Below are 21,314 nucleotides of genomic sequence, written 5' to 3' on the forward strand. Positions count from 1 at the left end.
GCGATTAAAAAGGTCTGGTAGAATCCGCGGCCTAATTACGTGCGGTATTCGACAATAGTGTCGAGTGGCGGCACGCTAGCCCGAGGAAGTGCCATGAAAGCCGATATCCATCCAGCGTACGAAACCATCGAAGTAACCTGCAGCTGCGGCAACAAGTTCGAAACGCGTTCGAACCTGTGCAAGCCACTGGGTACTGACGTATGCAACGAGTGCCACCCGTTCTACACCGGTAAGCAGAAAACTCTGGACACCGGCGGCCGTGTACAGCGCTTCGCTGATCGCTTTGGTGCTTTCGGCAAGAAGCCTGCTACTCCAGCAGAGTAAGGCTCAAAGGCCTTATGGGCTTTTGCCAGCTGTTGAAAAAGGCGTCCCTTGTGGGCGCCTTTTTTGTGCCTGGGTTTTGGCAATCAGCCGCCCAGGCGAACGTGTTCTGCCCCGCGCCGCCAGGCCTTGCCCAGGTGGAGGTGCAGCGCGTGGTGGATGGCGACACGGTGCGCCTCAAGGATGGTCGCAGCGTACGGATGATTGGCCTCAATGCGCCGGAGACCGGCAAGCGAGGCCGTTCCGACGAGCCCTTCGCCGTCGCTGCCCGTCAGCGCTTGCAGGCATTGGTTGACGCCAGCGACAGTCGCCTCGGCCTGGTGCCTGGGCGCGAGGGCAAAGACCACTACGGCCGTACGCTGGCTCATTTCTACGGTGCCGATGGCGAGAATCTGGAAGCGCAGTTGCTGGCCGAGGGCCTGGCGTTTCAAGTGGGTGTCGCGCCCAATGTCGATCTTGTCACTTGCCAGCAGGCGGCCGAAAACACTGCCCGCAAGGCGCGACTGGGTCTTTGGCGCCAGTCGCCAGTGCAACAGGTGGCGCAGCTCAAGCAATCCGGCTTCGTGCTTGTCAGCGGTAACGTGCGCAAGATCGAACGCAATCGTGGTGGAATCTGGATCGAATTGCAGGGTTCACTGGTATTACGCATTGCACCCGACCTCATCCGACAATTCGACACCGCATGGCTAAGTGGTCTGCAAGGCAAGACAATCGAGGCGCGCGGCTGGGTGCAGGACCGCGCCAAGCGGGGCGCCCTGAAAAACGGCCAGGCACGTTGGCTGCTGCCAGTGACCGATCCCGGTATGCTCAAATCGATTTATTAATAAAAAATTGTAGACATTTTTTTAAGCGATTGTGAACACTTGAGCCCTTGTATCCCGTGGCCTTAGACCAAAGTACGGCACTTTGGGGCCTTGACACCTGTGACTGCCCAGTCTTGTAGGGACTTTGCGACACGCGTATCCTCGGCGGTCCGTCGACCAACAGTAAAAGCGGAATGCCGATATGTCTGATTTGAAAACTGCCGCTCTCGAATACCATGCCCATCCTCGTCCAGGAAAGCTGAGTGTAGAGCTCACCAAAGCCACTGCCACCGCCCGCGACCTGTCGTTGGCCTACAGCCCTGGTGTTGCCGAGCCCGTACGTGAAATCGCCCGCGACCCTGAACTGGCGTACAAGTACACCGGCAAAGGCAACCTGGTTGCAGTGATTTCCGATGGCACCGCGATTCTCGGCCTGGGCAACCTTGGCCCATTGGCGTCCAAGCCAGTCATGGAAGGTAAGGGCGTGCTGTTCAAGCGCTTCGCCGGCATCGACGTTTTCGACATCGAAGTCGACTCCGAAAGCCCGCAGGCGTTCATCGACACGGTCAAGCGCATTTCCATCACCTTTGGTGGCATCAACCTGGAAGACATCAAGGCACCTGAGTGCTTCGAGATTGAAAAGGCCCTGATCGAACAGTGCGACATTCCGGTATTCCACGATGACCAGCACGGCACCGCGATCGTTACCGCAGCCGGCATGATCAACGCCCTGGAAATCGCTGGCAAAACCCTGGCTGATGCCAAGATCGTCTGCCTGGGTGCCGGCGCTGCGGCCATCTCGTGCATGAAGTTGATCGTGAGCATGGGTGCCAAGCTGGAAAACATCTACATGGTCGACAGCAAGGGCGTGATCCAGTCCGAGCGTACCGACCTGAACCAGTACAAGGCGATGTTTGCCCATCCTTCGTCCAAGCGCACCCTGGCTGACGCGCTCGACGGTGCAGACGTGTTCGTCGGCCTGTCCGGCCCGAACCTGCTGAGCGCCGAAGGCTTGAAGTCCATGGCGGCCAACCCGATCGTGTTCGCCTGCTCCAACCCGGACCCGGAGATCTCGCCGGAACTGGCGCATGCCACTCGCAACGACGTGATCATGGCCACTGGCCGTTCGGACTACCCGAACCAGGTCAACAACGTTCTGGGCTTCCCGTTCATCTTCCGTGGCGCCCTCGACGTTCGCGCCAAGCGCATCAACGAAGAGATGAAAGTGGCTGCTGCCAACGCCCTGCGTGAACTGGCCAAACTGCCGGTGCCTCAGGACGTGTGCGATGCCTACGGTGGCGCCAAGCTGGAATTCGGTCGCGAGTACATCATCCCGAAACCAATGGATAAGCGCCTGATCACCCTGATCTCCGATGCCGTGGCCAAAGCCGCCATCGAGACCGGTGTGGCTACCCTGCCGTATCCGAAGAACTACCCGCTGCAAAGCGTGGATGATGTGTTCAACGGCTAAGCCGTTGTAGCGCACCAACAAAAAGCCCCGGCTCTCGCGAGTCGGGGCTTTTTTGTGGCGATTCACTTGAGCCCTGTGGAGATCCAAGTGTGGGAGCGGGCTTGCCCGCGATAGCGATGGGTCAATCAGCTCATGTGGCGCCTGCCACACTGCAATCGCGGGCAAGCCCGCTCCCACATTGGATCTGTTTCAGGCCATAAATCTCACTAGAACAGGTCGATCGGCGCTGCCTCATCCGCCGGCAGCGGGCTGCCCGGTGCAACGCCATTGCCCAGCTCATTGACCGACGGCGGCGTGTCTTCGCTCTTGAACAGTTCGAAGTACGCATTCGGTGTGCTTGGCGAGGCCGCGCGGCCGCTGACCGGATCGATGCGCAGGCTGAGGATGCCTTCCGGCTCAGGCTGCGTGTGCGGCGGCTTGTCCTTCAAGGCCGCGCCCATGTAGCTCATCCAGATCGGCAGTGCGACGGTGCCCCCGAACTCGCGGCGGCCCAGGCTTTCCGGCTGGTCATAACCGGTCCATACGGTGGTCACGTAGTCGGCGTTGTAGCCGGAGAACCAGGCGTCCTTGGACTCGTTGGTGGTACCGGTCTTGCCGGCGATGTCCGGACGGTTCAGCGCCAGTGCGCGGCGGCCGGTACCTTTCTTGATGACGTCTTCCAAGATGCTGTTGAGGATATAAGTGGTACGGCCGTCGACGATGCGCTCGGCGACTGCAGGCGTCTGGGGCTCAGCCGGCGTGCCGTTGGCCGCAGGCGTTGTGCCTGGGGTCGGCTCGATGGTGATGCCTCCGTTGCTCGGGGCTGCCAGGCCATCAGTCGCCGCCACGCCGTTGACCACATCCCCCGGCACGCGCGGTGGGTTGGCCGTGAACAGGGTGTCGCCATTGCGGCTTTCGATCTTGTCGATCAGGTACGGCGCGATCTTGTAGCCGCCGTTGGCAAACGTGCTCCAGCCGGTGGCGATTTCCATCGGTGTAAGGGTCGCCGTACCCAAGGCCAGGGACAGGTTCGGCGGCAGGTCCGACTTGGCAAAGCCAAAGCGCGTCATGTAATCGATGGTCTTGCCCACGCCCATCGCCTGCAGCAGGCGGATCGACACCAGGTTACGCGACTTGTACAGCGCCTCGCGGATGCGGATCGGACCGAGGAACGTGTTGGTGTCGTTCTTCGGGCGCCAGACCTTGTCCAGGTACTCGTCGACAAACACGATAGGCGCATCGTTGACCAGGCTGGCGGCGGTGTAGCCGTTGTCCAGTGCGGCGCTGTAGATGAACGGCTTGAAGCTCGAACCGGGCTGGCGCTTAGCCTGGGTCGCACGGTTGTAGTTGCTCTGCTCGAACGCGAAGCCGCCGACCAGGGCGCGGATTGCACCGTTCTGTGGGTCCAGCGAAACCAGCGCGCCTTGGGCCAGTGGCACCTGGCTGAATTTGAGGCTGTCGTCCTTCTGGCGTTGCACGCGGATCAGATCGCCCACTTGCGCCACGTCCGAAGGCTGCTTAGGCATCGCGCCCATGCTGTTGGTATTCAGGAAAGGGCGCGCCCATTTCATGCTGTCCCACGCCACATGGGCTTCGCCGGTACGGGTCAGCACCTGCACGCCATCTTTCTTCACCTGGGTGACGATGGCCGGCTCCAGGCCGCTGATCGGGCGTTGTTTGCCAAGCTCTGTGGTCCAGGCGCTCAGCGTTTTGCCCGGCAGGCGAGATTCAGGGCCGCGGTAGCCATGGCGCTGGTCGTAGGTGATCAGGCCGGAATGCACCGCCTCATTGGCGATGTCCTGCAGGTTGCTCGGCACGGTGGTGGTCACGCGGAAACCTTCGGTGTAGGCCTCGCTGCCGTAACGGCCGACCATCTCGGCGCGCGCCATTTCGGCGATATAGGGTGCGTTCACTTCCGGCGTCGGCACGTGGTAGCTGGCGTTCAGTGGTTCGGCGATGGCGCTTTCGTAAGCGGCCTGGTCGATCTTGCCCAGCTTGTACATGCGCCCCAGGATCCAGTCGCGGCGTTCTTTGCTGCGCGCCGGGTTGGCCAGGGGGTTGAAGCGTGATGGGGCCTTTGGCAGGCCGGCAATCATGGCCATCTGCGCCAGGCTGGCATCACGAATTGACTTGCCGTAGTAGACCTGCGAAGCCGCCTCGATTCCGTAGGCGCGGTTGCCCAGGTAAATCTTGTTCACGTACAGCTCGAGGATCTCGTCCTTGGTCAACTGGCGCTCAATCTGCAGTGCCAAGAGGATCTCCGTGGCCTTGCGCGAAAAGCTGCGCTCGCTGGTGAGGAAGAAGTTCTTCGCCACCTGCATGGTGATGGTGCTGCCGCCGGATTGAATGTGTCCGCTTTTTACCAATTGTGTCGCCGCACGCACCAAGCTGCTGGGGTCGACGCCATAGTGGTTGGCAAAATTATCATCTTCGGCCGACAGCAAGGCGCTGATGAAATTGGGTGGAATATCGGCAAAACGAATCGGTGTGCGGCGCATTTCGCCGAACTCCGCGATTAATTTTTCATCGCTGCTGTAGACCCGCAAAGGAATCTGCAACTGGATACTTCTAAGAGCCTCTACGGAGGGTAAACCCGGACTAAGGTAGAGGTAGGCCCCGCTGAGCACGAGCAGCAGCCCGCAAACGATGGCGACAATGGAGTACCCGAAAAACTTCAGCAGACGAATCAAGGCTTTTGGATTTCCAGAGAAAAGAATGAGTTAGGCGTCGGGGCATGCATGGCAAACGATGGATCGACCCGAGCTGCAGATAAAAAGCGGGAAAAAACGCTGGGCATTAAAGCATTTTTCGACTTGGGGCGTCATTCGCGCCGGTTCAACAAGTCGACCGAATGCATGGTGCACAACGGCAATCAGGCGGTATGACAGACAAAGTTTTAGGGAGTTTTATGAGAAAGGGATTTTTCACGCGAAAAGCCGACACCTTGCTAGGTGTCGACATCAATGACACGACCATCCGGCTGATCGAGCTGGGTCGCTCAGTTTCGGGGTTCAACGTTCAAGGCTATGTTACACAGGCGTTGCCTGCGCACACGGTGGTCGACGGCACATTCCTCGATCTCGAGGGTGTAGGGCGCACCTTGCGCAGTGCGTTGTCGCGGTTATCGACGTCGGCCCGTGGTGCCGCCGCCTCTGTGGCCGGGCCTTCGGTGATCACGCGGATGATCGAAATGGAAGCGGGGCTCACAGACGATGAGATGACCTGGATGATCCAGATGGAGGCAGACCAGTACATTCCTTATCCATTGGATGACGTGGCCATCGACTTTCAGGTGCGCGGGCCGACGGCACTTGACCCAGGCCGTGTCGAGGTACTGCTCGCTGCATGCCTCAAGGATCAGGTGGAAGCCCGCGAGGCAGTTTTGGCCCTGGCGGGGCTGGTGCCGAAGGTGGTCGATGTCGAAGCGTTTGCATTGGCGCGCGCTTGCAGTCACGATTTCGCCAGCTTCACGCCGAGCCATCGAGTGGATAGTGCACAATGGGCCGTGGATGCCCAAGGGATGGGAATTGCTTGCGGGTTGGCCCTGAGGAGTTTCGCTTGAAGACACGAATCAACCTACTGCCTTGGCGCCAGGCGCTGGCAGAGCGGCGTCGCAAGAATTTGCTGGCGTGTTTGCTGGTGTTCGCTTGTGCGGCGCTGGCGACGGTGTGGCTGGCGGATCAGGTGATCGACCAAGCCATTGATCGTCAGGTGACTCGCAATGACCACCTGGGCAAGGAAATCACCGGCCTGGATTCACGCATCAAGACCATCGATGACCTGCAGGAGCAAAGCCAGCAACTGGCGCAGCGCATGAAAGTCGTGCAAGACCTGCACGATCCCCGCTCGAATGGTGCTCAGCTGTTGGATCAGTTGGCGCGTGCGGTCCCTGACGGTGTGCACCTGCATGAAGTGGTGGCGAAGGGCGATACGGTGAGTATCAGCGGCAGCGCTGAATCCAGCCAGGACATCGCCCAGTTGATGCGCCGCCTGGAGGCCGCGGAAGGCGCCCATTCGACGCGGCTGCAACATGTGCGGACGGATGGCGCGCGCGGCAACAATGAGTTCCAGCTGATGGTCCGTCAGGGAGAGTCCACCGAGGCTCAACCTTGAGCCTGCTGAGGCTCAATCTTTCTGCACTCACTCACAACGCTGCAAAATGGCCCTTACCCGGCAAGGCCCTGTTGGGCTGTGCGCTGGCGGGTCTGGTGTTTGTGGTGGGCGACCTTGCGTACCTGAGTCCTTCGCGGGCGCGGTTACATCAGGTCGAGGCGCGGGAAGTGGCCCTGCAGCAGCAAGTCGCACAAAAAACTGTCCTGGCTGCCAGCCTTGAGGCGCGCACGCAACAGCTTCAGTTGATGCAGGCGAAGGTCGATGAGCTTTTGCAGGCGTTGCCGAGCGAGTCAGAAATGCCCGGCTTGCTGGAAGACGTTGCGCGTCTGGCACTGGCCAATGGTTTGTTGGTTGAGAGCGTCACCCCGTTGGATGCGTTGTCTCGGCCGTTCTATCACGAACAACCTGTGCAGATCGGCGTCGCGGGCGCTTATCACGACCTGGCGATGTTCCTGAGTGGCCTGGGTAACCTGTCGCGCATCGCCACGGTGCACGATGTGGCCTTTAGGCGTGATGGCAAGCTTTTACGCCTTGACCTGCTGGCCAAGACTTACTGGCATGCCCAGGGCGGTGGGCGAGGCGGGCAAGGGCTGCCGTTTGTCTACGACTCATTGGGGCTGCGCGATCCTTTTCAATTGCTTGCCGTTCAGGTTGACCACGTGTCTGGTCGGCCAGCCCGCGCGCCAGACCTCGGCCGGCCACGTGGTGTACTGGAAAGCCTCCCGATGGAGCAGTTTGAAATGGTCGGCACGCTGTCCCGTGGGGTGCGAGCTTTCGCCCTGCTGCGTGCGGCATCCAAGGTGCACCGCCTGGCGGTCGGTGACTACCTGGGGCCGGACCATGGGCGGATCACTGCCATCCATGAACGTTACATAGAACTGGTCGAGCTGTTTCCTGATGGTCAGGGCGCCTGGCTCGAGCGCCCACGAACGCTGGTGTTAAACCTCAACTCATAACGGAATCAAGCAATGAAAAGGACTTTTTCGTCCGTCGGTGTGGCGCTATGGATAGCGTTCACGGCACCGATGGCTACTGCTGTGCCCAATCGTGTGGATCTGATCCAGTTGCCGCCTCCCGGCAGCGCCACGTCAAGCGCCTACACAGGCGACAAGCTGAACCTTAACTTCCAGAGCATCGAGTTGCGTACCGCGTTGCAGCAAATTGCCGATGTGGCAGGCCTCAACCTGGTAGCGAGCGACGACGTGCAGGGCTCGATCACGCTGCGCCTCAAGGATGTGCCCTGGGACCAGGCGCTGGACCTGGTATTGCAAGCCAAGGGATTGGATAAGCGGGTAAAGGCCGGCGTATTGCTGGTGGCGCCTGCCGAGGAGTTGGCCGCGCGTGAGCTGCTGACCCTTGAGTCGCGCAAGCAAATGGCCGAACTGGCGCCGTTGCGCCGTGAGCTGTTGCAAGTCAATTACGCCAAGGCGGCGGACCTGGCCAAGCTGTTCCAATCGGTCACGGGCCTCGAGGGCGTCACCGATGAGCGAGGCTCGGTGGCGGTCGATGATCGCACCAACAACATCATTGCCTACCAGACCGGGGAGCGGCTCGAGGAGCTGCGGCGGATCGTGGCTCAGCTGGATATTCCGGTGCGCCAGGTCATGATCGAGGCGCGGATTGTCGAGGCCAATGTCGATTACGACAAAAGCCTGGGCGCGCGCTGGGGTGGCCGGTTGAATCGCGGAAACTGGGGCGCGGGGGGTATCCCCAAGCCTCAGTCTGAGGGCGCGGAACCACCAGAGAACCCACCCAGCTCACCCTTTGTGGATTTGGGTTCGCTGACCGACACCTCGGGCCTGGGCATCGCCTTTATCACCGATAACTTGCTGCTGGACCTGGAACTCACCGCCATGGAGAAAACCGGCAACGGCGAAATCGTCTCGCAACCCAAAGTGGTCACCTCCGACAAGGAAACCGCGCGCATCCTCAAGGGCACCGAGATTCCTTATCAGGAATCCAGTTCCAGTGGCGCCACTTCGGTGTCGTTCAAGGAAGCGTCGCTGTCGCTGGAGGTCACCCCGCAAATCACCCCCGACGACCGCGTGATCATGGAGGTCAAGGTCACCAAGGATGAGCCCGATTACCTGAACAAACTCAACGACGTGCCGCCGATCAAGAAAAACGAGGTCAATGCCAAGGTGTTGGTGAAGGATGGCGAGACCATTGTTATCGGCGGGGTTTTCTCCAATACCCAAAGCAAAGTGGTAGATAAAGTGCCATTTTTGGGCGATGTGCCGTATCTTGGCCGCCTTTTCCGGCGCGATGTGCTGGCGGAGAAAAAATCCGAGCTGCTGGTATTCCTGACTCCGCGTATTATGAATAACCAGGCGATTGCTGTGAGTCGTTGATTCTGTGCGAAATTTGATTCTTGTAGGACCGATGGGGGCTGGAAAAAGCACCATCGGCCGTTTGCTGGCCAAAGAGCTGCGCCTGCCATTCAAAGATTCCGACAAGGAAATTGAATTGCGCACGGGTGCCAATATCCCATGGATCTTCGATAAGGAAGGCGAGCTGGGCTTTCGTGACCGCGAGCAGGCGATGATCGCCGAGCTGTGTGGCTGCGATGGCGTGGTATTGGCGACTGGCGGTGGCGCGGTGATGCGCGACGAAAACCGCCGCGCGCTGCATGCCGGTGGTCGGGTGGTCTATCTGCATGCGTCAGTCGAGCAGCAGGTGGGCCGCACCGCCCGCGATCGCAATCGCCCATTGCTGCGTACGGCCAACCCGGAGAAAACCCTGCGGGACCTGCTCACGCTGCGCGATCCGCTGTACCGGGAGATCGCCGATCTGGTGGTGGAAACCGATGAGCGGCCCCCACGGATGGTGGTCCTCGACATTCTCGAGCGTCTGCAACGGCTGCCACCCCGTTAAAGCCGGGCCCGAAATGCGCTATTCTCGGCGGCGCGCTATCACCCTGCGGGGTGTGGCGTAGAGCCATCAGGTGATGTCAGATCTTGGCGTTGCCGGTCGTCAATACATCTCTAACGCGGGGACACATGCAGACACTTAAGGTCGATCTAGGCGAGCGCAGCTACCCGATCCATATTGGCGAAGGTCTGCTGGACCAGCCCGAGTTGCTCGCACCGCACATTGCCGGGCGGCAAGTGGCGATCATCTCCAACGAAACGGTCGCGCCGCTGTATCTTGAGCGTTTGAGCCGAAGCCTGTCGGCGTACTCGGTTATCTCTGTGATCTTGCCCGACGGCGAAGCCCACAAGAACTGGGAAACCCTGCAACTGATCTTTGATGGCTTGCTGACCGCACGCCATGACCGCCGCACCACTGTGATTGCTTTGGGCGGCGGCGTGATCGGTGATATGGCCGGCTTCGCAGCCGCCTGTTACCAGCGTGGCGTGGACTTTATCCAGGTGCCGACCACTCTGTTGTCCCAAGTCGATTCGTCGGTGGGCGGCAAGACCGGGATCAACCACCCGCTGGGCAAGAACATGGTGGGCGCGTTCTATCAGCCTCAAGCCGTGCTGATCGACACCGCGACCCTCACCACCCTGCCGCCGCGCGAGTTGTCGGCGGGCCTGGCGGAAGTCATCAAGTATGGGTTGATCTGCGACGAGCCGTTCCTGACCTGGCTGGAAGAACATGTAGACGCATTGCGCAACCTCGACCAGGTGGCACTGACCGAAGCGATTTCCCGTTCCTGCGCCGCCAAGGCGCTGGTGGTGAATGCCGACGAACGGGAGTCCGGTGTGCGGGCCACGTTAAATCTGGGCCACACCTTCGGCCATGCGATCGAAACGCACATGGGCTATGGTGTGTGGCTACATGGCGAGGCCGTGGCTGCTGGCACGGTGATGGCGTTGGAGATGTCGCAACGCTTGGGCTGGATCAGCGCCCAGGAGCGTGATCGCGGTATCCACCTGTTCCAGCGCGCCGGTTTGCCGGTCATTCCGCCTGAGGAGATGACTGAGGCGGACTTCCTCGAACATATGGCGATAGACAAGAAAGTGATCGACGGTCGACTGCGACTGGTGCTGCTGCGCCACATGGGCGAAGCGGTAGTGACCGACGATTATCCAAAAGAGATTTTACAAGCCACGCTGGGAGCGGATTACCGTGCCCTGGCTCAGCTGAAAGGTTAATCAGATCCCGATGACTAGTTTGCATGCCGACGAGGCGTTCCTCGGCCACTACCAGTTAAGCCACGACCCCTTTGCTCCACGGGTGCCTGGTTTCAAATTTTTCCCGGCCCAGCGCAAGCCGGTGCTTGGTCAGTTGCATCACCTCGCGCGCTACAGCCAACTGCTGCTGGTCGTGACCGGCCCGTTGGGCAGCGGCAAGACGCTGCTGCGCCAGGCCCTGGTGGCCAGCACCAACAAGCAATCGGTACAGAGCGTGGTGGTGTCAGCCCGTGGTGCCGGTGATGCGGCGGGCGTGTTGCGCCAGGTTGCCCAGGCGCTGGACGTGGCCACAGCCGAGCCGAACGCGATCCTCAAGCAGGTTGTGCAACTCGGTCTGACCGGCCAGGAAGTCTACCTGCTGGTGGATGACGCCGAGCAGCTTGACGAATCGGCGCTGGAAGCGCTGTTGGCGCTGGCGGCGGGCACGCCGGAAGGTCGCCCGCACGTGTTCCTGTTTGGTGAATCGTCGTTGATCGCCGACCTCGAGCAGATCAGCGGTGATCAGGAGCTGTTCCACGTCATCGAGCTGCAGCCGTACGAAGAGGAAGAAACCCGCGAATACCTGGCTCAACGCCTGGAAGGCGCCGGGGCGGGTATCGAACTTTTCTCCGCTGCGCAGATCTCTGATATTCACGAAAGCTCCGACGGCTGGCCTGGCAACATCAATCAGGTTGCCCGCGATGCCATGATCGAAGCCATGATTGCCAGCCGCACCGCGGTCAAGCGTCCAAAGATGGGGTTCACTATGCCTAAGAAGCACGTATTGGCGATTTCCGCCGTTGTCGTGGTCGCTGTAGCGGCTGCCTGGTTGATCCCGGGCCGCAGCAAAGCACCGACCACTGCCGGCGCGCCAACCGAACAGGCGCAGTTGCCACTGGGCAAGCCCACGCCAAACGTTGAATTTGCCAACTCCGGCCAACCGACCAACCTGCCGATGGTCGGCCAACCGGTAATGCGTGGCCCGCTCGCTGAAGAAGCGGGTGGCATTTCCGAAGGTGACGACGGTGTACCGGTGGAAGGTTCCAGCGCTACGCCGCCGACCGTGACCACCACCGCACCACCTGCGGGCGTGCCAGCGGGCCAGCCGGCTGCCAAGCCAACACCTGCGCCTACGGCGGTCGCCACTGCCAAGCCTGCGCCAGTGACCAAGCCGGTCACGCCAGCACCTGCCGCCAAGCCAGCTCCGGCTGCCAAGCCTGCTGAAAAACCAGCCGCCACCGTCGCCAAAGCCGGCGCCGCTGGCAGCAGCTGGTACGCCAGCCAGCCTACCGGCAATTTCGTGGTGCAGATCCTTGGCACCAGCTCCGAAGCCAATGCCCAGGCGTTCGTGAAAGAGCAGGGCGGCGAGTACCGTTACTTCAAGAAAGTGCTCAACGGCAAGCCTCTCTACGTGATCACCTACGGCAACTTCTCCAGCCGTGCAGCCGCAGATTCCGCGATCAAATCCTTGCCAGCGAAGGTTCAGGCTGGTAAACCTTGGCCTCGCACTGTTGCCAGCGTTCAACAAGAACTCGCAACAACTCGCTGAAGGTCCGGCGGCCTTACCCAGGCCGCCCTCCCGGCACCTCAAAAAACTACAACAGCGTGCAGCCCTGAAGGCCGCGCGCTTTGTGGTGTCTGCGTCACGTAGCTTTTGAGTCGTAGCGGTCAGAATTAAAAAAGTTTTGACTAGCACAGCATATCGCTTTAAACCTTTCATAAATGCGACATAGATTTTCGACATTTCGTCGCTAAATTTGTGAGCGTCTGTGTCGGTGTGTACAATGACCTCCCTTTTGCCCCCGCTAAGCCGGCGTACGTTCGGCGTGGAAGGTAACCGGTTGAATTGAAAAGAAATTTGCCTCGGTATAAGAGGCAGCCTGGTGAGAAAGTGTCTATGAAAGCAGGTCTGTATCAACCCGATGAATTCAAGGATAACTGTGGTTTCGGCCTGATAGCCCATATGCAGGGCGAGCCCAGTCATACCCTTCTGCAAACGGCCATCGAGGCCCTGACCTGCATGACCCACCGCGGTGGGATCAACGCCGACGGCAAGACCGGTGACGGTTGTGGCTTGCTCATTCAAAAGCCCGACCAGTTCCTGCGCGCCATCGCCCAACAGCATTTCGCGGTCGACCTGCCCAAGCAGTACGCCGTGGGCATGGTGTTTTTCAACCAGGACCCGGTCAAAGCCGAGGCCGCTCGCGAGAACATGAACCGCGAGATCCTCGCTGCCGGCCTGCAACTCGTTGGCTGGCGCAAAGTGCCGATCGACACCAGCGTGCTCGGCCGCCTGGCCCTTGAGCGCCTACCGCAGATCGAACAAGTGTTCATCGCCGGCGACGGCCTGAGCGACCAGGACATGGCGATCAAACTGTTCACCTCGCGTCGTCGTTCGTCCGTGTCCAACGCCGCTGATACTGAGCACTACATCTGCAGCTTTTCGCACAAAACCATCATTTATAAAGGCCTGATGATGCCGGCGGACCTCACCGCCTTTTATCCAGACCTGAGCGATGAACGCCTGCAAACCGCAATCTGCGTGTTTCACCAGCGTTTCTCCACCAACACTCTGCCGAAATGGCCGCTGGCCCAGCCATTCCGCTTCCTCGCCCACAACGGCGAGATCAACACCATCACCGGCAACCGCAACTGGGCCGTGGCCCGTCGCACCAAGTTCGCCAACGATTTGATGGATTTGGAAGAGCTCGGCCCGCTGGTCAACCGCGTAGGTTCCGACTCTTCCAGCATGGACAACATGCTCGAGCTGATGGTCACCGGCGGCATCGACCTGTTCCGTGGCGTGCGCATGATCATTCCGCCAGCGTGGCAGAACGTCGAGACCATGGACCCCGATCTGCGGGCATTCTATGAGTACAACTCGATGCACATGGAACCGTGGGACGGCCCGGCTGGTGTGGTAATGACCGACGGCCGCTATGCGGTGTGCCTGCTCGACCGTAACGGTCTGCGCCCGGCGCGTTGGGTCACCACCACCAACGGTTTCATTACCCTGGCGTCGGAAATCGGCGTGTGGAACTACAAACCGGAAGACGTCATTGCTAAAGGCCGCGTAGGCCCTGGCCAGATACTCGCCGTGGACACCGAAACCGGGCAGATCCTCGACACCGACGCCATCGACAACCGTTTGAAGTCCCGTCACCCCTACAAGCAATGGCTGCGCAAGAACGCCCTGCGCATCCAGGCGACCATGGAAGACAACGACCACGGTTCGGCTTTCTACGACGTCGACCAGCTCAAGCAGTACATGAAGATGTACCAGGTCACGTTTGAAGAGCGCGACCAGGTGCTGCGTCCGCTCGGTGAACAAGGCTACGAGGCGGTCGGCTCCATGGGCGATGACACGCCAATGGCCGTGCTGTCCCAGCGCGTGCGTACGCCGTACGACTATTTCCGCCAGCAGTTCGCCCAGGTGACCAACCCACCGATCGACCCGCTGCGCGAAGCCATCGTGATGTCCCTGGAAGTGTGCCTCGGTGCCGAGCGCAATATCTTCCAGGAATCGCCTGAGCACGCCTCCCGCGTCATCCTCAGCTCGCCTGTGATTTCCCCGGCCAAGTGGCGCTCGTTGATGACCCTGGATCGCCCAGGCTTCGACCGCCAGATCATCGACCTGAACTACGACGAAAGCCTCGGCCTTGAAGCTGCTGTGCGCAACGTCGCCGACCAGGCCGAAGAAGCCGTGCGCGCCGGTCGTACCCAAATCGTGCTGACCGACCGTCACATCGCGCCGGGCAAGCTGCCGATCCACGCCTCCCTGGCGACCGGTGCGGTACACCACCGCCTGACCGAAAAAGGCCTGCGTTGCGACTCCAATATTCTCGTGGAAACTGCCACCGCCCGCGACCCGCACCACTTCGCGGTGCTGATCGGTTTCGGCGCCTCGGCGGTGTACCCGTTCCTCGCGTACGAAGTGCTGGGTGACCTGATCCGCACCGGTGAAGTGCTGGGCGACCTCTATGAGGTGTTCAAGAACTACCGTAAGGGCATCACCAAGGGCCTGTTGAAGATCCTGTCGAAGATGGGCATTTCCACCGTCACCTCGTACCGTGGCGCTCAATTGTTCGAAGCCATCGGCCTGTCCGAAGAAGTGTGCGATTTGAGCTTCCGTGGCGTGCCAAGCCGCATCAAGGGCGCGCGTTTCGTCGACATCGAAGCCGAGCAAAAAGCCTTGGCAGCCGAAGCCTGGAGCGCGCGCAAGCCGATCCAGCAAGGCGGCCTGCTCAAATTCGTACACGGTGGCGAATACCACGCCTACAACCCGGACGTGGTCAGCACCCTGCAAGCCGCCGTGCAGCAGGGCGACTACGCCAAGTTCAAGGAATACACCGCGTTGGTGGATAACCGCCCGGTGTCGATGATCCGCGACCTGTTCAAGGTGAAAACCCTGGACACGCCGCTGGCCATCAGTGAAGTCGAGCCGCTGGAGTCGATCCTCAAACGCTTCGACTCTGCTGGTATTTCCCTGGGCGCCTTGTCGCCTGAGGCTCACGAAGCCCTGGCCGAAGCCATGAACCGCCTGGGCGCGCGTTCCAACTCCGGCGAAGGCGGCGAAGACCCGGCGCGCTACGGCACCCTCAAGAGCTCGAAAATCAAACAGGTGGCGACCGGCCGTTTCGGTGTAACCCCGGAATACCTGGTCAACGCCGAAGTGCTGCAGATCAAGGTTGCCCAGGGCGCCAAGCCCGGTGAGGGCGGCCAGCTGCCCGGTGGCAAGGTCAACGGTTTGATCGCCAAGCTGCGTTACGCAGTGCCGGGCGTCACATTGATTTCGCCTCCGCCGCACCACGACATCTATTCGATTGAAGATTTGTCGCAGCTGATTTTCGACCTGAAACAAGTCAACCCGCAGGCCCTGGTCTCGGTGAAACTGGTCGCGGAAGCAGGCGTGGGCACCATCGCCGCTGGTGTGGCGAAGGCCTATGCCGACCTGATCACCATCTCCGGCTACGACGGCGGCACCGGCGCATCGCCGCTGACCTCGATCAAGTACGCCGGCGCACCGTGGGAACTCGGCCTGGCTGAAACCCACCAGACCCTGCGCGGCAACGACCTGCGCGGTAAAGTCCGTGTGCAGACTGACGGCGGCCTGAAAACCGGCCTCGACGTGATCAAGGCTGCAATCCTCGGTGCTGAAAGCTTCGGCTTCGGCACCGCGCCAATGATCGCGCTGGGCTGCAAATACCTGCGCATCTGCCACCTGAACAACTGCGCCACCGGTGTGGCGACGCAGAACGAGAAGCTGCGCAAGGATCACTACATCGGCACCGTCGACATGGTGGTGAATTTCTTCACCTACGTCGCCGAAGAAACCCGTGAGTGGCTGGCCAAGCTGGGCGTGCGCTCCCTCGAAGAGCTGATCGGCCGCACCGATCTGCTGGACATTCTCGAAGGCCAGACCGCCAAGCAAAACCACCTGGACCTGACGCCGTTGTTGGGCAGCGACCACATCCCGGCAGACAAGCCACAGTTCTGCCAAGTGGACCGCAACCCGCCGTTCGACAAAGGCCTGCTGGCTGAAAAGATGGTCGAAATGGCCGGCGGCTCGATCAACGACGCCAGCGGTGGCGAATTTGCCCTGGATATCTGCAACTGCGACCGCTCCATCGGCGCACGCGTCTCCGGCGAAATCGCGCGCAAGCACGGCAACCAAGGCATGGCGAAGTCGCCAATCACCTTCCGCTTCAAGGGCACTGCGGGCCAGAGCTTTGGCGTGTGGAACGCCGGCGGCTTGCACATGTACCTGGAAGGCGACGCCAACGACTACGTGGGCAAGGGCATGACCGGCGGTAAGCTGGTGATCGTTCCGCCTAAAGGTAGCGTTTACAAGACCCAGGACAGTGCCATCATCGGCAACACCTGCTTGTACGGCGCCACCGGTGGCAAGCTGTTCGCCGCCGGTACCGCCGGTGAGCGTTTCGCCGTGCGTAACTCCGGTGCTCACACCGTGGTGGAAGGCACTGGCGATCACTGCTGCGAGTACATGACCGGGGGCTTTGTCGCGGTATTGGGCAAGACCGGTTACAACTTCGGTTCAGGCATGACCGGCGGTTTTGCCTACGTGCTCGACCAGGACAACACCTTCGTCGACAAGGTCAACCACGAATTGGTCGAGATCCAGCGGATCAGCGGCGAAGCCATGGAATCCTATCGGAACCACTTGCAGCACGTGCTGGACGAGTACGTTGAGGAGACCGGCAGCGAATGGGGTCGTAACCTCGCCGAAAACCTCGATGATTACCTGCGTCGTTTCTGGCTGGTCAAGCCCAAGGCTGCCAACCTGAAATCGTTGCTTTCCAGCATCCGTGCCAACCCGCAGTGATATGCGCCTGAAGAGTTTGATGAGGTTTTAACATGGCTGAACGTCTGAATAACGACTTCCAGTTCATCGATGTCGGGCGCAAAGATCCGAAGAAGAAACTGTTGCGTCAACGCAAGAAAGAGTTCGTGGAAATCTACGAACCCTTCAAACCCCAGCACTCGGCCGACCAGGCCCACCGCTGCCTGGGTTGCGGTAACCCGTATTGCGAATGGAAGTGCCCGGTGCACAACTTCATTCCCAACTGGCTGAAATTGGTGGCCGAGGGCAACATCCTCGCCGCCGCCGAGCTGTCGCACCAGACCAACACCCTGCCGGAAGTGTGCGGCCGGGTGTGCCCGCAAGACCGTCTGTGCGAGGGTGCCTGCACCCTCAACGACGGCTTCGGCGCGGTGACTATCGGTTCGGTGGAGAAGTACATCACCGACACCGCGTTCGCCATGGGCTGGCGCCCGGATATGTCCAAGGTCAAGCCGACCGGCAAGCGCGTCGCGATCATCGGTGCCGGGCCTGCCGGCCTGGGCTGCGCCGACGTGCTGGTACGGGGTGGCGTGACCCCGGTGGTGTTCGACAAGAACCCGGAAATCGGCGGCCTGCTGACCTTCGGCATCCCCGAGTTCAAGCTGGAAAAAACCGTACTGAGCAACCGTCGCGAAGTGTTCACCGGCATGGGCATCGAGTTCCGCCTGAACACCGAGATCGGCAAAGACGTGACCATGGAGCAACTGCTCGAAGAATACGATGCCGTATTCATGGGCATGGGCACCTACACCTACATGAAGGGCGGCTTCGCCGGTGAGGACCTGCCAGGCGTGTATGACGCGTTGGACTTCCTGATCGCCAACGTCAACCGCAACCTGGGCTTTGAAAAGTCGCCGGAAGATTTCGTCGACATGAAAGGCAAGAAGGTCGTGGTACTCGGCGGTGGTGACACCGCGATGGACTGCAACCGCACGTCGATCCGCCAGGGCGCCAAGTCGGTGACCTGTGCGTACCGTCGTGACGAAGCCAACATGCCCGGCTCGCGCAAAGAGGTGAAGAACGCCAAGGAAGAAGGCGTGAAATTCCTCTATAACCGCCAGCCGATTGCCATCGTCGGTGAAGACCGCGTTGAAGGCGTGAAGGTGGTCGAGACCCGTCTCGGCGAACCGGACGCCCGTGGCCGTCGCAGCCCTGAGCCGATCCCGGGCTCCGAAGAGATCATCCCGGCTGACGCCGTGGTCATCGCCTTCGGCTTCCGCCCAAGCCCGGCGCCGTGGTTCGAGCAGTTCGAGATTCAGACCGACAGCCAGGGCCGCGTTGTAGCCCCGGAACAAGGCCAGTACAAGCACCAGACCAGCAACCCGAAGATTTTTGCCGGTGGCGATATGGTGCGCGGTTCTGACTTGGTGGTGACCGCGATCTTCGAAGGCCGCAACGCCGCCGAAGGGATCCTGGATTACCTGCAGGTCTGATCTGAAATACGCTCAAATGTGGGAGCTGGCTTGCCTGCGATAGCGGTGTAACAGTCACAGGATGTATCGACTGATCCACCGCAATCGCAGGCAAGCCAGCTCCCACATTGGTTTCCAGCGTGTTCAAGAGATTGCGACAAATTGACCCGATAGACAAAAGGCACGGCTCACTCCGTGCCTTTTGCGTCCGGCTCTGAGAAAATGCCCGCACTTTTTTTGCGGATGCCGACATGACTGCCCTCAAGAACGACCGTTTCCTTCGTGCCCTGCTCAAGCAACCCGTGGACGTCACCCCCGTGTGGATGATGCGCCAGGCCGGTCGCTACCTGCCGGAATACCGCGCCAGTCGCGCCCACGCCGGCGACTTCATGAGCCTGTGCATGAACCCGGAGTTCGCCTGCGAAGTCACGATGCAGCCGCTGGACCGCTATCCGCAACTGGATGCTGCCATCCTTTTCTCCGACATCCTCACCATCCCTGACGCCATGGGGCAAGGCCTGTACTTCGAAACCGGCGAAGGCCCGCGTTTCAAGAAAGTCGTCAGCACGTTGGCCGACATCGAAGCCCTGCCGATCCCGGACCCGCACAAGGACCTGGGCTACGTGATGGACGCCGTCAGCACCATCCGCCGTGAACTCAACGGCCGCGTGCCGCTGATCGGCTTCTCCGGCAGCCCATGGACCCTGGCCACCTACATGGTCGAAGGCGGTTCGTCGAAAGACTTCCGCAAGACCAAGGCCATGCTCTACGACAACCCGCACGCCATGCACCTGCTGCTGGACAAGCTCGCTCAGTCGGTCACTTCCTACCTTAACGGCCAGATCATGGCCGGCGCGCAAGCGGTGCAGATCTTCGACACCTGGGGCGGCAACCTGTCGGCGGCGGCCTACCAGGAGTTCTCCCTGGCCTACATGCGCAAAATCGTCAGCGGCCTGATCCGCGAACACGAAGGCCGCAAGGTTCCGGTCATTCTGTTCACCAAGGGCGGCGGCCTGTGGCTGGAAAGCATCGCCGACGCAGGTGCCGATGCCCTGGGCCTGGACTGGACCTGCGACATTGGCGAAGCACGCCGTCGTGTCGGCAACCAAGTCGCGCTGCAAGGCAACATGGACCCGACCGTGCTGTACGCCAAGCCGGAAGCGATCCGCACCGAAGTCGGCCGAATCCTGGCCAGCTACGGCAAGGGCACCGGGCACGTGTTCAACCTGGGCCATGGCATCACCCCGGAAGTGAACCCGGAACATGCCGGTGCGTTCCTGCGTGCGGTGCACGAGCTGTCGGCGCAGTATCACGAATAAACGCAAAACCAATGTGGGAGGGGGCTTGCTCCCGATAGCGGTGTTTCAGTCACCAGATTCATTGGCTGACACACTGCAATCGGGGGCAAGCCCCCTCCCACATTAAAAGCAAGATCGCGTCAGGCCCGCACATTCCCCAACGGCGGCAACTTCGCCAACTTCAACGCCACCAGCAACGCGCCGATCAGCAGCGCGATGATGAACGCTCCAATCCCATTCCACCCGGCAAAATGCCAGAAGAACCCGCCTGCCGTCCCGGCAATACTCGACCCCACGTAGTAGCAGAACAGGTACAGCGACGACGCCTGCCCCTTGGCCTTCACCGCGCGTCGGCCGATCCAGCTGCTGGCCACTGAGTGGGCGCCGAAGAAGCCGAAGGTGAAGATCAGCATGCCCGGCACGATCAGCCATAGCGGTGTGAGCAAGGTCAGCGTCATGCCCGCGAGCATCAGCACGATAGTCGCCCAGAGCACGCGACGGCGCCCGAGGCGGTCGGCCAGGGAACCGATCTTCGCCGAGCTGTAGATCCCCGAGAGGTATACCAGCGACAGCAGGCCGACCACGGCTTGGCTGAGGTCGTAGGGATCGGCCAGTAGGCGGTAGCCGATGTAGTTGAACATCGTCACGAACGCACCCATCAGCAGGAACGCTTCAAGGAACAGCCACGGCAGGCCCGCGTCCTTGAAGTGCATGACAAAACCGTCCACCAGGCTGCGCGGCTTGAGGCTGCTGGCGCGGAAGTTGCGCGATTCGGGGAGGATTTTCCAGAACACCGTGGCGGCGATCAGCGCCAGGGCGCCAATGATCAGCATTGCGGTGTGCCAACTGACGAAGTCGATCAACACGCCGATGATCAGGCGCCCGCTCATGCCGCCAATCGCGTTGCCACCAATGTACAGGCCCATGGCCAGGCCGATGTGCTGCGGGTGGATCTCTTCGCTCAGGTAGGTCATGGCCACGGCGGCCAGGCCGCTCAGCGACAGGCCCACCAGTGCACGCATGAATAAAATCCCTTCCCAGGACGGCATCAAACCACTGGCAATCGTCGCGAGCGCTGCGCAGAACAACGCGGCGACCATCACCGGTTTACGTCCCAGTGTGTCGGAAATCGGCCCGGTAATCAGCAGGCCCAGCGCGAGCATCGCGGTGGACACGGACAGGATCAGGCTGCTTTGCGCTGCATTGATGGAAAACTCGTGGGACAGCGCCGGCATCATCGGTTGCACGCAATACAGCAGGGCAAAGGTGGCGAAACCACCGGAGAACAGCGCCAGTACCGTGCGCATGAACATCGGCGTGCCCTTTTCGATGTACGCGTCATTGAGCTGGGCCACCACCTCATCCAGGGCAGTGGGCGGGACCTCTTGAGCGAGTGGAGCGACAGCAGAATTCACGGGGACCTCGTGGAGGAAGAACG

The 21,314-nt window shown here is 60.8% G+C and carries 15 protein-coding genes and 1 pseudogene; 14 read left to right on the plus strand and 2 right to left on the minus strand.

Annotated elements, in window-relative coordinates; all coding sequences use genetic code 11:
• Positions 1-93 precede the first annotated feature (93 nt).
• From rpmE to BFP95_RS23940, 3 genes are all read left to right on the plus strand, one after another.
• Positions 94-324, plus strand: coding sequence for a 50S ribosomal protein L31 (rpmE, locus tag BFP95_RS23930; protein ID WP_049710411.1), 231 nt, complete (start codon positions 94-96; stop codon positions 322-324).
• A 14-nt stretch (positions 325-338) separates the two neighbouring features.
• Positions 339-1,145, plus strand: a complete 807-nt coding sequence (locus BFP95_RS23935) for a thermonuclease family protein (protein ID WP_065875732.1) — start codon at positions 339-341, stop codon at positions 1,143-1,145.
• A gap of 181 nt (positions 1,146-1,326) precedes the next feature.
• On the plus strand, positions 1,327-2,595 hold the full coding sequence (locus tag BFP95_RS23940) for a malic enzyme-like NAD(P)-binding protein (RefSeq protein ID WP_049710409.1): 1,269 nt from the start codon (positions 1,327-1,329) through the stop codon (positions 2,593-2,595).
• A gap of 206 nt (positions 2,596-2,801) precedes the next feature.
• On the opposite strand, the gene BFP95_RS23945 is transcribed toward BFP95_RS23940, so the two are convergent.
• Complete coding sequence (locus tag BFP95_RS23945) at positions 2,802-5,261, minus strand: penicillin-binding protein 1A (RefSeq protein WP_371913928.1); 2,460 nt, start codon at positions 5,259-5,261, stop codon at positions 2,802-2,804.
• A 51-nt stretch (positions 5,262-5,312) separates the two neighbouring features.
• On the opposite strand from BFP95_RS23945, the gene BFP95_RS29885 reads away from it, so the two are divergent.
• From BFP95_RS29885 to hemE, 11 genes and pseudogenes are all read left to right on the plus strand, one after another.
• A complete protein-coding gene (locus tag BFP95_RS29885; protein ID WP_175403000.1) occupies positions 5,313-5,459 on the plus strand; it encodes a hypothetical protein in 147 nt (48 codons plus the stop codon).
• A 23-nt stretch (positions 5,460-5,482) separates the two neighbouring features.
• Positions 5,483-6,136, plus strand: coding sequence for a type IV pilus biogenesis protein PilM (gene pilM / locus BFP95_RS23950; protein WP_065875730.1), 654 nt, complete (start codon positions 5,483-5,485; stop codon positions 6,134-6,136).
• Positions 6,133-6,687, plus strand: coding sequence for a PilN domain-containing protein (locus tag BFP95_RS23955; RefSeq protein ID WP_065910811.1), 555 nt, complete (start codon positions 6,133-6,135; stop codon positions 6,685-6,687). Before pilM ends, BFP95_RS23955 begins: the two co-directional genes overlap by 4 nt.
• A complete protein-coding gene (locus BFP95_RS23960) occupies positions 6,684-7,643 on the plus strand; it encodes a pilus assembly protein PilP (RefSeq protein WP_065875728.1) in 960 nt (319 codons plus the stop codon). Before BFP95_RS23955 ends, BFP95_RS23960 begins: the two co-directional genes overlap by 4 nt.
• A gap of 138 nt (positions 7,644-7,781) precedes the next feature.
• Positions 7,782-9,038: pseudogene (locus BFP95_RS23965) on the plus strand (type IV pilus secretin PilQ); the annotation flags it as partial.
• A gap of 4 nt (positions 9,039-9,042) precedes the next feature.
• Positions 9,043-9,561 (plus strand): shikimate kinase AroK, encoded by a 519-nt coding sequence (aroK, locus tag BFP95_RS23970; protein ID WP_010213757.1) that lies wholly within the window; start codon positions 9,043-9,045, stop codon positions 9,559-9,561.
• A 125-nt stretch (positions 9,562-9,686) separates the two neighbouring features.
• Positions 9,687-10,787 (plus strand): 3-dehydroquinate synthase, encoded by a 1,101-nt coding sequence (gene aroB, locus BFP95_RS23975; protein WP_065910813.1) that lies wholly within the window; start codon positions 9,687-9,689, stop codon positions 10,785-10,787.
• A gap of 10 nt (positions 10,788-10,797) precedes the next feature.
• Complete coding sequence (locus BFP95_RS23980) at positions 10,798-12,354, plus strand: SPOR domain-containing protein (RefSeq protein ID WP_065875725.1); 1,557 nt, start codon at positions 10,798-10,800, stop codon at positions 12,352-12,354.
• Between the two features lie 348 nt (positions 12,355-12,702).
• Positions 12,703-17,148, plus strand: coding sequence for a glutamate synthase large subunit (gene gltB, locus BFP95_RS23985; RefSeq protein ID WP_065910814.1), 4,446 nt, complete (start codon positions 12,703-12,705; stop codon positions 17,146-17,148).
• Between the two features lie 32 nt (positions 17,149-17,180).
• Positions 17,181-18,599: an FAD-dependent oxidoreductase gene (locus BFP95_RS23990; protein WP_053140574.1), complete on the plus strand. Its 1,419-nt coding sequence runs from the start codon at positions 17,181-17,183 to the stop codon at positions 18,597-18,599.
• Between the two features lie 230 nt (positions 18,600-18,829).
• Positions 18,830-19,897: a uroporphyrinogen decarboxylase gene (gene hemE / locus BFP95_RS23995; RefSeq protein WP_065875723.1), complete on the plus strand. Its 1,068-nt coding sequence runs from the start codon at positions 18,830-18,832 to the stop codon at positions 19,895-19,897.
• A gap of 119 nt (positions 19,898-20,016) precedes the next feature.
• Here the strand turns inward: hemE and BFP95_RS24000 are convergent, their stop codons facing one another.
• Positions 20,017-21,291 (minus strand): MFS transporter, encoded by a 1,275-nt coding sequence (locus BFP95_RS24000; RefSeq protein WP_065875907.1) that lies wholly within the window; start codon positions 21,289-21,291, stop codon positions 20,017-20,019.
• Positions 21,292-21,314: the final 23 nt, after the last annotated feature.

Origin of the sequence: Pseudomonas sp. 58 R 12, from assembly GCF_900005865.1 — a bacterium.
GTDB classification, from domain to species: Bacteria; Pseudomonadota; Gammaproteobacteria; order Pseudomonadales; family Pseudomonadaceae; genus Aquipseudomonas; species Aquipseudomonas tritici.